Origin of the sequence: Nitratireductor luteus, from assembly GCF_026162365.1 — a bacterium.
GTDB classification, from domain to species: domain Bacteria; phylum Pseudomonadota; class Alphaproteobacteria; order Rhizobiales; family Rhizobiaceae; genus Chelativorans; species Chelativorans luteus.
The window spans coordinates 22,586-35,683 of record NZ_JAOANW010000018.1; the positions used below are offsets into that span (position 1 = coordinate 22,586).

At 62.6% G+C, this 13,098-nt stretch carries 12 protein-coding genes and 3 pseudogenes; 10 read left to right on the forward strand and 5 right to left on the reverse strand.

Features of this window, described 5'->3' with window-relative positions:
• Positions 1 to 364 precede the first annotated feature (364 nt).
• Positions 365 to 725: pseudogene (locus tag N1058_RS21245) on the forward strand (transposase family protein); the annotation flags it as partial.
• 73 nt (positions 726 to 798) lie between these two features.
• Here N1058_RS21245 and N1058_RS21250 read toward each other — a convergent pair.
• A complete protein-coding gene (locus tag N1058_RS21250) occupies positions 799 to 2,121 on the reverse strand; it encodes an SAM-dependent methyltransferase (protein ID WP_265519605.1) in 1,323 nt (440 codons plus the stop codon).
• A gap of 187 nt (positions 2,122 to 2,308) precedes the next feature.
• Between N1058_RS21250 and N1058_RS24310 the strand changes: the two are divergent.
• The 4 genes and pseudogenes from N1058_RS24310 to N1058_RS21270 all read left to right on the forward strand — a co-directional run.
• Positions 2,309 to 2,434, forward strand: a pseudogene (locus N1058_RS24310) (tyrosine-type recombinase/integrase); the annotation flags it as partial.
• A 306-nt stretch (positions 2,435 to 2,740) separates the two neighbouring features.
• Complete coding sequence (locus N1058_RS24170) at positions 2,741 to 3,214, forward strand: PAS domain-containing protein (RefSeq protein WP_265519607.1); 474 nt, start codon at positions 2,741 to 2,743, stop codon at positions 3,212 to 3,214.
• A complete protein-coding gene (locus tag N1058_RS21265) occupies positions 3,100 to 3,795 on the forward strand; it encodes a sensor histidine kinase (RefSeq protein WP_265519669.1) in 696 nt (231 codons plus the stop codon). The genes N1058_RS24170 and N1058_RS21265 overlap by 115 nt, the downstream gene beginning before the upstream one ends.
• A complete protein-coding gene (locus N1058_RS21270; protein ID WP_265519608.1) occupies positions 3,788 to 4,153 on the forward strand; it encodes a response regulator in 366 nt (121 codons plus the stop codon). Before N1058_RS21265 ends, N1058_RS21270 begins: the two co-directional genes overlap by 8 nt.
• A 144-nt stretch (positions 4,154 to 4,297) precedes the next feature.
• Here N1058_RS21270 and N1058_RS21275 read toward each other — a convergent pair whose 3' ends face one another.
• Both N1058_RS21275 and N1058_RS21280 read right to left on the reverse strand, forming a co-directional pair.
• A complete protein-coding gene (locus N1058_RS21275; RefSeq protein WP_265519609.1) occupies positions 4,298 to 5,026 on the reverse strand; it encodes a response regulator transcription factor in 729 nt (242 codons plus the stop codon).
• Between the two features lie 4 nt (positions 5,027 to 5,030).
• Complete coding sequence (locus tag N1058_RS21280; RefSeq protein ID WP_265519610.1) at positions 5,031 to 6,281, reverse strand: GAF domain-containing sensor histidine kinase; 1,251 nt, start codon at positions 6,279 to 6,281, stop codon at positions 5,031 to 5,033.
• Between the two features lie 243 nt (positions 6,282 to 6,524).
• Between N1058_RS21280 and N1058_RS21285 the strand changes: the two genes are divergently transcribed.
• From N1058_RS21285 to N1058_RS21305, 5 genes are read left to right on the forward strand one after another with little or no spacing between them, the layout of a single operon-like run.
• Entirely contained in the window at positions 6,525 to 7,544 is a 1,020-nt protein-coding gene (locus N1058_RS21285; protein ID WP_265519611.1) for an ABC transporter substrate-binding protein, read from the forward strand.
• 14 nt (positions 7,545 to 7,558) lie between these two features.
• Positions 7,559 to 9,034, forward strand: a complete 1,476-nt coding sequence (locus N1058_RS21290) for an ATP-binding cassette domain-containing protein (RefSeq protein WP_265519612.1) — start codon at positions 7,559 to 7,561, stop codon at positions 9,032 to 9,034.
• Positions 9,031 to 9,960 (forward strand): ABC transporter permease, encoded by a 930-nt coding sequence (locus tag N1058_RS21295; RefSeq protein WP_265519613.1) that lies wholly within the window; start codon positions 9,031 to 9,033, stop codon positions 9,958 to 9,960. The genes N1058_RS21290 and N1058_RS21295 overlap by 4 nt, the downstream gene beginning before the upstream one ends.
• Before the next feature lie 20 nt (positions 9,961 to 9,980).
• A complete protein-coding gene (locus N1058_RS21300) occupies positions 9,981 to 10,928 on the forward strand; it encodes an ABC transporter permease (RefSeq protein WP_420848028.1) in 948 nt (315 codons plus the stop codon).
• The gene (locus N1058_RS21305) at positions 10,925 to 11,836 is read left to right on the forward strand and encodes an SMP-30/gluconolactonase/LRE family protein (RefSeq protein WP_265519615.1); all 912 of its coding nucleotides are present in this window, start codon (positions 10,925 to 10,927) and stop codon (positions 11,834 to 11,836) included. The genes N1058_RS21300 and N1058_RS21305 overlap by 4 nt, the downstream gene beginning before the upstream one ends.
• 411 nt (positions 11,837 to 12,247) lie before the next feature.
• Here N1058_RS21305 and N1058_RS21310 read toward each other — a convergent pair whose 3' ends face one another.
• The gene (locus N1058_RS21310) at positions 12,248 to 12,550 is read right to left on the reverse strand and encodes a DUF2285 domain-containing protein (RefSeq protein ID WP_265519616.1); all 303 of its coding nucleotides are present in this window, start codon (positions 12,548 to 12,550) and stop codon (positions 12,248 to 12,250) included.
• A gap of 279 nt (positions 12,551 to 12,829) precedes the next feature.
• Positions 12,830 to 13,054, reverse strand: a pseudogene (locus N1058_RS24315) (transcriptional regulator domain-containing protein); the annotation flags it as partial.
• Positions 13,055 to 13,098: the final 44 nt, after the last annotated feature.

The window sequence follows — 13,098 nt, forward strand, 5'->3', positions numbered from 1 at the left end:
TCAGCCTACTTTCTGGAGGTTAAGGTCGTTTATCGTGTAGCCGGGACCGATGAGGGTTGGCGATGGTGCAAACTGCGATTGTGGGTAATGACACGATCGAACAAGAGCTTATAAGCCGTTCCGTCGATATCGGGAGCGCCGTCGCGGCGACCATGGACGACGACGGGGCAATCACGATTTACATTCGCTGATGCCGAGGCCCGAGGGCGCTGATTGGACAGCATTCCTCGCCAGGACGTAACCAAAACTGACTGCGGCCTTCCAGATACTTATGGGCGCCCCAGCAGCGCCTTGACCGTTTCGCGCCGCGCATCGCCACCGCAGGCTGGATGATAGCGTCGGCCGCCGGCTCCAAGGGGGCAGCCGCACGCTCGTGTTGTTCCCGCATCCTGCCATGTCCAGGCCGCGACGGCGCGGGCGCGCTCTTGCAAGCCTTGCAGCGGCCGTTCCCGGTCATCCGCAGGTCATTGCCGATACCGGATACCGGCTATCAGGGCCCGCGTGTGGCGGCAGCCATCTCCATCGCTGTCGAGATCGTGAACCGAAAGCCCGATCAGATCGGTTTCGGCGTCCGGCCGAGACGGTGGGTAGTGGAGCGCTTCTTCACATGGATCAGCCGCAACCGCGGACTATGGAAGGACGCAGAGGCGACCATCGAATCCGCAACCACCTTCCCCTGTGCAGCAGCCGTCATGATCCTCGTCAGGCGCGTCGCGCGCCACTCACGAGCAGTTTCGGTGCGGACTGTTAGGTCGGCAAAGCTGATTGCAACGCGATTTTCGTAGCATCCTCCGCTCTTTACTCGGCCGCCCGCGGGTGTCGGCGCGTCGCCGGCATGTGCTCTCGCTCCCAATCCACCATGTAATCACGCGTTAGCGGAACAATGTCAGATTGCTTGGCAAGCTGTACCTGGAAAACCATCATGGAGCGAAAGCGGAATCCGATCTCGCACAAGACGAGATAGAACTCCCACATGCGGCAGAACCGTTCGTCGTAGAGCGCCGCAACGCGCTGCCAATTGGCCATAAAGCGCCTGCGCCAGTGACGGAGAGTTTCCGCGTAGTGAAGACGGAGGATCTCGACGTCGGTGACGATCAGGCCCGAGCGCTCAACGGCTGAGCAGACTTCGGACAAGGATGCCAGGTCGGCACCCGGAAAGATGTATTTGCGGATGAACGGGTTTATCGGGGCCGGCGCATCCGAAAATCCGATCGCATGCAGCAGCGCAACACCATCTTCCCTGAGCAGGTCGTTGAGTTTAGCAAAGAACTCATCATAGTTCTTCTTGCCCACGTGCTCGAACATGCCGACCGATACGATGCGGTCATACGTGCCAGTCACTTGGCGATAGTCGCGCAGTTGAAAGCGGGCTTGATCAGCAAGGCCGGCTGCCGCCGCCCGCGCCTCGGATATTTTGTGCTGCTCGACGCTCAGTGTGACGCCAGTAACGTCAGCGTCCGTTTCTTCGGCCAGATACAAGCCCAGCCCTCCCCAACCTGAGCCGATATCCAGTATGTTGAGGCCCGGCCGGTCGAGCAGCAGCTTTGCCGCGATATGGCGCTTCTTGTTCTCCTGTGCCGTTTCCAGGCTGTCGCTGGCATTGATGAAATAGGCGCAGGAATACTGACGGTCGCTGTCGAGGAAGAGATTATAGAGTTGGTCCGATAGATCGTAGTGATGCGCGACATTGCGGCGCGCCCGATCGATCGGATTGTACTGCTTGAGCCGTCGCATCATACGCGACAGCAATGAGAACCACGGAATTTTATCGAAATTTTGGAGGTTTCGTGCAGCAATTTCAAGGAGATCGTAGAGCGTCCCGTCCTCGACGGTCAGCAGGCCGTCCATGTAGGCTTCGCCGATCGAGAGTTCCGGATTCAGGGCAAGCGTGTAGTCAAGATGGCGAGCGCGCAGCCGAACGGTACAGTGGGGCGGGGAGCCATCGCCATACACGTGAGTTCTTCCCGCACCGTCGATCAACCGCAGGCTGCCAGTGCGGATGGAAGATTTGAGGATGACGGGAAACAGCATGTGGCGGTCCTCCAGATTGATCGCTATTTTAGCGCGATCGCGTGCGGCGGAAAGTCGAATGTCCTGCGAAGCAAATTCAGCACGCAGCATTTGTTGATGTCCCGAACAAAAGAGGCCGTCGACCATTAACCCAAGTTGGAGTGCGGCCGCGCAAGGCGCAACGTCGACTCCCAGGAGATACCTATGGACATCACCACGCTTCTTATCATCGTGCTTATTGTCATTCTGCTTGGCGGCGGCTGGTTTGGCCGCGGCCGCTGGTACTGAGCAACTCTAACAGAAGACCGGAAATATTCGGGCTGTTCAGCTTTTGCTCGGACACACGAAACTCGATAACACTGTGCGCTATCTCGGCATCGAGGCCGATGGCGCGCTGGCGATCTCCGAGCAGAGCGATCTCTAGTCCCAGCAGGAACGGCGCACCTGTGCGCCCTTCCTTACCCGAACCGGTCATTGCCGCTGCACGGCGGCAACGACGCGAAGGGGTGGGAGCGGTCGTTCGTTTCAGGCATTAGTCAGAACAGTAGTCGCGCTGCCTGTCGCCGCCAGCGCGATCTTATTTTGCTGACATCCGTGCCGGATCAGCGACCACGTTACCATCTCCGCCACACGATTTGTGCTGACGGTCCGCCCGTGCGAGGGTGTCTGCTTCCGTCGGCCCTATAATGCCGATATACGATTGACCCGATATCCGGATCACATTCCAAGTATGCCGAAAAAGATAGTCGACAAGTCCGAAGGGCAAAAGGCTGCCGAAGCCAATGTCGAAAGCTTTCGGGACGAACGTGGCCCGTTCGTCGTCGCCGCCCAAGAAACACGGATGGCAATGGTTTTCACGGACACGAAAGAACCCGGCCATCCGATCATCTTCGCCAATGACGCCTTTCTCTCCCTGACCGGATACGCCAGGGAAGAAGTGCTCGGCCAGGACTTCAATTTTCTGATGCAGCGCGGCGCAGATGCCGCGGCCCTGGCGAAGATCGAGAGCGAATTCAAGAGGCATTCGGAGGGCGGCGCGGAAATCCAATACCGCGCAAGGATGGCAGTGTTTTCTGGGCCGTCCTCTTCATTAGCCCGGTTCGCGATGAGAACGAAGACATCGTTCAGTATTTCGCCTCCTTCGTCGATGTCACGAGACACAAGGAGGAGCAGACCGAATCCAAGATGCTCATTGACGAGTTGAACCACCGCGTAAAGAATACGCTTGCGACGGTGCAGTCGATCGTCTGGCAGGCATCGCGAACGAACTCCGATCCCCAGGTCATCCGGGAAGCAATTGAGACCCGTCTATTCGCGCTTTCCCGGTCGCACGATCTACTGACCCGGGAAAACTGGGGAAGCGCAGGTCTGGTGGACGTGCTCAACGACGCCCTCGAGCCGTTCGGAATCGCGGACGGCCGCGCGGAGCGCGTTACGATCAAGGGCGAGAACATCCGCTTCCCGCCGAAAGGCGCCTTGGCGCTTGGGATCGCGTTCAACGAACTTGCAACCAATGCCGTGAAATACGGCGCATTCTCCAATGCTGCCGGCTCAATCCATATCGGGTGGAAGGTCGAACCGGGAACGAATGGACCCCGGTTGTCCCTGATATGGCGGGAGAAAGATTGCCCGCCGGTCGCGCCGCCCATACGCAAAGGGTTCGGCTCTCGCGTGATCGAGCGCGGCCTGGCTCACGAACTAGAGGGCGTCGTGCATCTCGACTACCGTAAGGAACGATTGGTCTGCACCATGGACATTCCCGCTCCGGGACCGCGCAATGGATGATTTGCTCTCCGGCCGCCGCGTCCTCGTCATTGAGGATGAAATGCTGATCGTCCTGATGATCGAAGACATGCTGGCCGACCTCGGCTGCGAGTCCGTGACCGCCGCCGCCACGATTGATAAAGCCCTCGCGTCGATCGAAGAGCATGTCTTCGACGCGGCGATGCTGGACATGAACCTGAATGGCGACGACAGTCTCAAGGTAGCCGACGCGCTGACCGCACGCGGCCTGCCGTTCGTCTACTGCACCGGCAACAACGGCCATGGCATGAGGGTAGGTTCCGCCAACATCCCGGTTCTTCGCAAGCCGTTCAGCTTCGAGGAATTGACCGCCATCCTCACGCGCCTTCTTTCTCGCTGATTGCAAGCCATCCATTGCGGAGCGGGCGGTCTTTGCCTGACTTCGCCCCGATCCCCAGGGCCGGGAGTGCTCGAAGGATGGTCGGCGGTAGAGGAAAATCCCGTGGCGGGTCACAGCTTACTAAAAACTCAGCTCCCGCAGAATCTAGAGCCGCTGCTGCCGCTGGAGCCATTTGCGCAGGTCGCGCTCGGCGCTTTCCAGGCTTTCCGCGTTGATGGCCCGCAAATTGAGCGCCCGCGTGAAGGCGCGGGTGCGCTTGTTGATGGGCAGATCGTCGGGAGCGCCTTCCAGGCTGTCGACGCCCAGCTTGTCGTAGAGCGAAAGCAGCCGGTTCTGAACCGTGCGCAGCGACATGCCCTGCCGCTTGGCGATCCATTTATCCGAAAGCCCGAGCGACATGTCGATCAGCACGGCGTACTCGCTATCGGTCAGCGTATCATGGGTGCGGGTCTGGCGCTGCTGCACCGAATGTATCTCGCGGTCCACCACGATCTGCGCCTCGACCAGCACCGCGCGAAGCGCCAGATGCAGGCGTTCCTGCGTGGCCGTTTTCAGCACATAGCCGTAGGATGATTCGGCGGGCACGATGCGCGCGATGCCGCGCATATAGGCTTCGTCCGAATAGTTGGACCAGAACAGGATGCGCGTCTTCGGCCGTTCGGCCCAGATGGTGCGGGCGGCGTCGATGCCGTTGCGCTCCTTCATCTGCAGGTCCATGACCACGGCAGCCACGTCGTGCCGGCGAGCCTTTTCCTCGCCCTCGATTCCGTTGACGGCATGCAGGATTTCATCCGCCTCGGGAATGGCCTGCCGCACCGCTTCGCGCAGATAGCTCAGGTGAAACTGGTCGTCTTCTACCAGGAGAATTTTCATGGGATCAGTCCTGTGGCGCGGCGCGCGGCGGCGTCTTGGTCTTGGTTTGGGGCAGCGTCACCTCTATGCGCGTGCCGTTACCCGTCGTCACGCGAAAATCCGCCGCGATCAGGCGGGCGCGGGTGCGCATGTGTGCCACGCCGCCGGTCACCTTCTGCGACGAGGAATTGTAGGTGGGTTCGGGAATGCCCTGCCCCGTGTCAGCGATGGTGAGCTTCAGCCCGCCTTCATGCGGACTGACCGTAACCGCGATGCGGTCGCCGCCGGAGTGGCGCGCTGCATTGTTGATGGCCTCCTGCGCAATGCGGAACAGTGCGATGCGCGTGGTGGCATCAAGCCTGTCAATCCGGCCATTCGTGTCGTCGACAACCGAGATCGATACATCGGTCCTGTCGCCCACCGCCCGCTCCAGATGGATACGCAGCGCGTGAACGAAACCGAACAGGTCGAGGAGCGTCGGCACCGCCGTATCGATGATGCGCCGGAGATCCTGGATGCAATCCTGCAAACGGTTGACGACGAGCGCGCGGTCCGCCGCGCCATCGGCGCGCTCCATGTCGCGCATGATGCGGGTCAGGTCGGCCAGTGTCTGATCGTGCAGGTCCATACCAATGCGCTGGCGCTCCTGCTCCAGCGTCCGGGTCAGTTCCAGCGCCCCCTGGCGCAGCCCTTCCTCGCGGGCCTGGGCTTCGGCATGGACGATGGCCGCTTGCTTGGCCTTTTCGGTTGCCCGCAGGGAGTAGAAATACGGGGCAAGAACATCGGCCACGTGGCGCACCCGCTCAACGGTGGCATCGTCATACTGATCGGGACGGCGGGAGGAACAGTTCAGCGCACCGATGGTGCGCCCCAACACCTTCATGGCAACGTTCACCCGGCTGCGCAGTTGATGCCGGAATATGGGCTGCGATATCGCCCCCGGATAGGTGTAGCGCGGGTCCTCCATCGCATTGCCGGTCAGCATGTGGTCGGTTTCGCCATACAGAATGCTGCGCACCGGCGAGAGGGAGACCAGCGTACGCGAAAGGCTCCAGCGGGTGCGGATGCCGACCTCGTAGCTGGTGTTCCACACGGCGTCGTCGTCGATCAGGCAGACGTCGAGATGGTCGAGCGGCAGGAGGTTCTCGATCTCGGCCTTGACCGAGCGCAGGGCGGCACGGATTTCGACCTGCCCGGCGAGATGGCTGGAGATGCGCAGCAACGAAAGCAGCGGGTTTTCTTCCGCCGGTTGAACCGCCCTGTTTTCCTGTCGCATCGTATGGACAAGCTCCTCCCGCTTATCGATAAGCAGTGTGCGGCACTTGCCCGGCGGCGGCAAGGGTGCCGGCATGAGGCCAAACGCATGTCAGTTGCGGGAACCCGCAACCGGGCTGCATGAGTCCGGCTTTACCGCCCCATGGCGTATACATAATGTTCTTGCGGGCGCCGGGAGAAGGTTGCGTCCGATATCAGGAACCCAATATCAGGAATACGGCGCGCGCGCGCCAGGGAGGAAAATATGCATTTGAGGAACAAGCTGATGGGCGCCGTCGCGCTCATGGCGGTATGCGTGCCGGCCTTGGCCCATGCCGATACTTCGGACAAGCGCATCGCGCTTTCCAACAACTATGCCGGCAATTCCTGGCGGCAGGCCATGCTGGAAAGCTGGGAGAAGGTGGCCAGCCAGGCCGTGGAAGACGGTGTCGTCGCCGCGGCCGATGCCTTTACGACCTCGGAAAACCAGGCGACCGAGCAGGCCGCGCAGATCCAGAACATGATCCTGCAGGGCTATGACGCGATCGTCGTCAACGCCGCCTCGCCGACCGCGCTCAACGGCGCCATCGCCGAAGCCTGCTCCGCCGGCATCATCGTCGTCTCCTTCGACGGCATCGTCACCGAGCCCTGCGCATGGCGCATTGCCGTCGACTTCAAGGAAATGGGGCGCCAGCAGGTCGAATACCTGGCCTCGCGCCTGCCTGACGGCGGCAACCTGCTCGAAATCCGTGGTCTGGCCGGAGTTTTCGTCGACGATGAAATCCACGCGGGCATCCAGGCCGGCGTCGAGGAGTTCGATCAGTTCGAGATCGTCGGTTCGGTCCATGGCGATTGGGCGCAGGATGTTGCGCAGAAGGCCGTTGCCGGTGTCCTGCCGAGCCTGCCGGAGATCGTTGGCGTCGTGACCCAGGGCGGCGACGGCTATGGCGCTGCCCAAGCGATCGAGGCAGCCGGTCGCGATATGCCGATCATCGTCATGGGCAACCGCCAGGACGAAATGCAGTGGTGGGCGGACGCGCGCGACGCCGACGGTTACGAGACGCTTTCGCTGTCGATCGCACCGGGTGTTGCAACGCTCGCCTTCTGGGTGGCGCAGCAGGTGCTGGACGGCGCGGAAGTGCCGAAGGACCTGACGGTGCCGTTCCTCACGGTTACGCAAGACACGCTGGACGAGGCTCTTGCCTCCACGCCCGAAGGTTCGGTCGCCAACGTCGAATACAGCCTGGAAGATGCCAAGGCCGTGATTGCCGAAGCCAAGCAGTAAGGGAGCACCGCTCGATGCAGCCGCCCGCACCCGGTGGTCATGCTCCCGAGAACCCGCTGGTTTCCCTTGTCGACGCGCACATGCATTTCGGTGCCGTGCGCGCGCTCGACGGGGTGAGTCTTACCATCAGCCCGGGCGAGTGCCTCGGGCTGATCGGGCACAATGGAGCCGGCAAATCCACCGCCGTAAACGTCATCAATGGCGGGCTAACGCCGACCGGCGGAGCCGTGGAGTACACGCTGCCCGATGGATCGCGGGCAACCGGGGCGGCGGCCCGCGCGGCGGGCATTCGAAGCGTGTTCCAGGAACTTTCGCTCTGCCCCAATCTCACGGTCGAGGAAAACCTTCGCATCCCCCAGCACGACCTTTGGGGTCCCGGCTGGCGACGCATCGCACGAAAGCGCATCGCCAAGGCGCTCGACGAGGTTTTTCCCGGTCACAGGATCAAGCCCGGCATGACCGTCGGCGGGCTGACACTGGCCGAGCGCCAGATGGTGGAGATCGCTACCGGCTTTGCCGAGGCCACCGAACCGGCGCGGCTGGTCATCCTCGACGAGCCGACATCATCGCTCGACGCTTCCATAGCCCACCAGCTGCTCGACTATGTGCGCGGCTTCTGCGCCCGGGGAGGCGCCGTGATCTTCATCTCGCACATGCTGGGCGAGGTCTTCGAGGTGGCGACCCGCATCGATGTCATGAAGGACGGCAGGATCACGCAGTCCCGGCCCGTGGCGGAGTTCACCCAGCAGGGGCTGATTGACGCGATGGGCCATGTAGCCAGCGTCGAGGCAACCACCGCGATTCGCGAAGACGCGGCCACGCGCATCGGCGAGGAAGTGCTGCGCACGGATGAGGGACTGAGCGCGCGGCGCGGCGAGATCGTTGGGCTCGCGGGACTGGCCGGCCACGGACAAGCCGAAGCTCTTGCCCGGTTCTTCATGGGCCGCTCTAGCGGCCCACGCCATTCATCCCATCCGGACGTCGTTTTCGTGGCCGGCGACCGCGCCCGCGACGGCGTCATGCCACTCTGGTCGATCTTGCGCAACCTGACGCTCACCCACCTGCCGGCGCTCACGCGCCGCAGTATCGTCGACCGAGCCGCAGAAAAAGTGCTCGGCGCCGACTGGAAGAGGCGGATAGGCATCCGCACCGACGATATCCTCAATCCGATCCTGTCGCTGTCGGGCGGCAACCAGCAGAAGGTGCTGTTCGCACGCTCGCTCGCCTCCTCCGCGCCCATCGTGGTGATGGACGACCCGATGCGTGGCGTCGACGTGGGAACCAAGCGCGAAGCCTACGACATGATCCGCTTTGAGGCCTCTGCCGGCCGAACCTTCCTCTGGTATTCGACCGAGACCGAAGAGATCTGCCAGTGCGACCGCGTTTTTGTGTTCCGCAACGGCAGGATTTCGGCCGAACTGACCGGCGACCAGATCAACGAAGAGAACATCCTCGCGGCGTCGTTCGAGATGCAGGAGAGCACCGCATGAACGGCAATTATCGGATATTGCTGCCGGTGCTTTCGCTGGCGGTGCTCATGGCTGCCGTTTTCTATCTCCAGCCACGGGCCATGAGCTATTTCGGGCTCAACCTTCTGTTCAATCTGGCGGTGCCCATCGCGCTGGCGACGATCGCCCAGATGATGATCATCATGGTCAACGACATCGACCTTTCGGTGGGCACGTTCGTAAGCTTCGTCGCATGCGTGACGGCCACCTTCCTCAACGACGCGCCGCTTATCGGTGCCGCGATACTGGCCGCATCCATTCTCGCCTATGCGGGGCTCGGCGCGCTGATCCACATGCGCCAGCTACCGGCCATCGTGGTCACGCTCGGCATGTCGTTCGTCTGGGCGGGGCTGGCGGTGCTCATCCTCCCCTCGCCCGGCGGCGCAGCGCCCGCCTGGATACGCACACTGATGACGGTCAAGCCGCCGCTGGTGCCGATGGCGATCGTGGCCAGTGTGGGTATTGCCGCCCTCACCCATCTGCTGATCATGCGGTCCTCGACAGGAACGCTGCTGCGCGGCGTCGGCGGCAACACGCGGGCCGTGCTTCGGGCCGGCTGGTCGGTGACGCGGCTCAAGGCGGGCGCCTATGCGCTGGCCGGGTTCTTCGGCGTCCTGTCCGGCATGAGCCTTGTGGGCCTCACCACATCGGCCGACGCCAATATCGCGCTGCGCTACACTCTGCTTTCCATCGCCGGCGTGATCCTGGGAGGCGGCGAATTCACCGGCGGCAGGATTTCGCCCGTCGGCGCGGTGATCGGCGCGCTGACGCTGGCGCTGGCCGGCAGCTTCCTGTCGTTCATGCGGCTTTCGCCCGACTGGCAGATCGGCGCGCAGGGCGCGATCCTGATCCTCGTTCTGGCCGTCCGCCTGGTGTTCTCGCGCCGCAGCGCGCGCGTGGAAGGATAGCAACGATGACGGACACGGTGATTTCCACGCTTTCGCAGACCCACCGCAGGCCCTGGTTCTGGGCGTTTGTGGCCAGCACTGCGGCCTTCGGCGCGACGCTGCTTCTGACGGAGGGCCGCGGCGGCGGCGAGCTGCTGTCGGCGGCGCTGACCTTCGCCGCCTTCTCGGCCATTGTCGGCATCGGGCAGATGTTCGTCATCACGCTCGGGCCGGGCAATGTGGACCTGTCCATACCGGCGACGATGACGCTGGCCGGCACGCTGTCGCTCAAATTCATGGGCGGCGACGCCGCGCTCATCCTGCCCGGCCTTGGCGTCGCGCTGGCAGTGGGGCTGGGCGCCGGCACGGCCAACTACCTGCTGATCCGCTTTCTGCGCATCCCGCCGATCATCGCTACCCTGTCGGCCTCGTTCCTTTACCAGTCGCTGGCGATCTGGTCGAACCGGGGGCTGCGCATCAAGCCGCCTTCGATATTGGCCGACTTCACGACCGGGGCCACGCTGGGCGTTCCCAATGTCGCGATCGTCGGGCTGCTCATCGCGGTCATCGCCTGGATCATCCTCGAACGTTCCATCTATGGCCGGTGGCTTTCCGCCGTCGGCCAGAACGCGCGGGCGGCGCGGCTGAGCGGCGTGCCCGTCCAACTCATGTTCGCGGCGACATTCATCGGCTCGGCCGTGCTCGCCTCGCTCACCGGCTATCTGCTGGCAAGCTTTTCGGGGGGCGCTGCGCTGAACATGGGCACCGAGTATCTGTTGATCTCGATTGCCGTGGTCGTCATCGGCGGCTGTTCCATCGCCGGCGGCTATTCCAACGTTCCGGGCATATGGGGCGGGGCACTGCTCATGTTCCTCATCGTGTCGATGCTCAATTCCTACGGTCTGGGCGCAGGCGTGCGGCTGATCATGACCGGCACAATCATTATCGCCATCGTGGCCGCGGCGGCCGGAAAGGAGAGCTCGGCATGAGCTGCGCAACATCAATCTACCAGATCGTCGACCCGCGCTTCCGGCCGCTGATCCAGCCCAACGCCCATCTGCGCCAGCTTGCCACCGGCTTCGAATGGGCGGAGGGGCCGGTCTGGTTCGCCGATCACCAGCTCCTGCTTTTCTCGGACATTCCAAGCGACCGCATGATGCGGCTGACGATGGACGGGCAGGTCGGCGTCTTCCGCGCGCCGTCGGGCTACAGCAACGGCAATACGCGCGACCGGCAGGGCAGGCTCGTCACCTGCGAGCACGGCACGCGCTCGGTGACATGCACCGAGCCCGACGGAACGCGCACCGTCCTTGCCGACAGCTACCAGGGGCGGCAACTCAATTCGCCCAACGACGTCATCGTGCAGTCCAACGGGGCGATCTGGTTCACCGATCCGACCTACGGCATCCTGAGCGACTATGAGGGCTACGAGGCGGAGCCCGAACAGGCGCATCACAACGTCTTCCGCATCGATCCCGGCTGCGGCGAGGTGGAGGCGATGATCACCGATTTCGTGCAGCCGAACGGGCTGGCGTTGTCGCCCGACGAGCGGACGCTCTATGTGGCCGAGTCCGGCTCAAGCCACGATGACGGCGTGCCCTCCATCATCCGCGCCTTCGCGCTTTCGGAGGACGGAAAGATCGAGAACGACTGGACATTCGCCACCATCGACAAGGGGCTGCCGGACGGCATGCGCGTGGATTCGCAGGGCAATCTGTGGAGCTCGGCCGCCGACGGCATCCACTGCTTCTCCCCGGAAGGCACGCTCCTGGGCAAGATCCTGGTTCCCGAAGTGGTCGCCAATCTCTGCTTCGGCGGTCCCCGCGGCAACCGCCTCTTCATCACCGCGACGACATCGGTCTATTCGGTGGCGCTCAACGTGCGGTCGGCGGTTTGATGGGCAGAGTGTTGCGGGAGGCAGTACGGCTTGCTGCCGCGTAGCCTATCGGTTCGAACGCTGATTGGGGGTGGCGTGCCCCACCTCGTTGGCGTTATGCCGGGATCATTGCGCCTGCCCGAGGGGGGCTGGCGAATACCGCCGACGGACACGATGGAACGGATACAGCAGCAGGCGGGGCCATGCGCCCTTGATCTCCAGAGTGCCGAGATCGATCAACTTGGCATGACAAGTATGGTCTGCATCAAGCGCGAGCCAAAAAACCAAAAGCGACAAACAAGGCGCTGACGGCCACGGCGGGATCGGATAATGCCAAATATGGGGCAGTTCTTTTCAATGGTTTCGAGGTCCAGGCCTTTGACCCTCGTTCGGCAGTCTGCCGGTTGCTGGGTCGCGACCTCCCTCTCCTTCTCAGACCTGCTTGAGGAGCTTCAGATAGCCGCCCTCCACTATTCGCCGCGCGCTCCGGATCAACCGCTGAACGCGTGTGCGGTAACCTGCATCCCAATCCTCGGTGGCAGCGCGTTGCCCGAACAGCACCGTGGCGATGTCGCGCCGGCTCGCCCCTGCCTCGATCCCATCCCAGGCACGTAGCATATTGACCCACCGCCCGGCCCGACGCTCAACCGGATAGAGGCTGCCGAGAAAGCGCTGATGGCGATGGAGGCCGCTCAGCCGGCGCAGAAGAATCGACTTGGTTTCGAATTCCGCCATGCCGCACAGCGTGCACCTCAAATTGACTGGTCCCGCAAAAGGATCGCTTCCTGAAAGGGCCAGTTGCAGATGTCGTGCGCCGTCGGAAAACAGGATGTATTGTCCCTCCGTCCCCATGCGCACAACGACCTTCAGCAAGGAACAATCGCGAAAATCGAAGCTCCCACTGCTGGATTGTGCTGGCCATGCCTCCACCTTCAACACCAGCGGATTACGCTCGGGAAGCCAGCATAGTACTGGCCTGCCGTCGATTTCAAAGCAGCAGGCACCCCACTGCCTGACATGTTCGGTCTCAGCACATTCGATGATTGGTGCGTATTGCTCCGCAGCAAGCCGGCAGGGTAACGCTTTCATGTCTGACTGAAACTGGCGATTGCGGACAAGCCACTCTCCCGTCCAGCCGAACAGGTCGAGATTTCCGGCATGGTTGTAGCGGGCGGAGTCGTGCCAATCAGCGCATGGGCTTCCGTTCCACAGAACTTGCGCCCCGCCCATTACGCCCATTCATGGCCGAACGCCAAGACGCCGCTGGTCCAGGCTGACCGCCG

Excerpts from the sequence above, each read along its gene's own strand:
- N1058_RS21275 (WP_265519609.1), bottom strand. The coding sequence starts at position 5,026 with ATGAAAATTCTCCTGGTAGAAGACGACCAGTTTCACCTGAGCTATCTG.
- N1058_RS21270 (WP_265519608.1), top strand. The coding sequence starts at position 3,788 with ATGGATGATTTGCTCTCCGGCCGCCGCGTCCTCGTCATTGAGGATGAA.
- N1058_RS21290 (WP_265519612.1), top strand. The coding sequence starts at position 7,559 with ATGCAGCCGCCCGCACCCGGTGGTCATGCTCCCGAGAACCCGCTGGTT.
- N1058_RS21295 (WP_265519613.1), top strand. The coding sequence starts at position 9,031 with ATGAACGGCAATTATCGGATATTGCTGCCGGTGCTTTCGCTGGCGGTG.
- N1058_RS21280 (WP_265519610.1), bottom strand. The coding sequence starts at position 6,281 with ATGCGACAGGAAAACAGGGCGGTTCAACCGGCGGAAGAAAACCCGCTG.
- N1058_RS21250 (WP_265519605.1), bottom strand. The coding sequence starts at position 2,121 with ATGCTGCGTGCTGAATTTGCTTCGCAGGACATTCGACTTTCCGCCGCA.
- N1058_RS24170 (WP_265519607.1), top strand. The coding sequence starts at position 2,741 with ATGCCGAAAAAGATAGTCGACAAGTCCGAAGGGCAAAAGGCTGCCGAA.
- N1058_RS21310 (WP_265519616.1), bottom strand. The coding sequence starts at position 12,550 with ATGGCGGAATTCGAAACCAAGTCGATTCTTCTGCGCCGGCTGAGCGGC.
- N1058_RS21285 (WP_265519611.1), top strand. The coding sequence starts at position 6,525 with ATGCATTTGAGGAACAAGCTGATGGGCGCCGTCGCGCTCATGGCGGTA.
- N1058_RS21305 (WP_265519615.1), top strand. The coding sequence starts at position 10,925 with ATGAGCTGCGCAACATCAATCTACCAGATCGTCGACCCGCGCTTCCGG.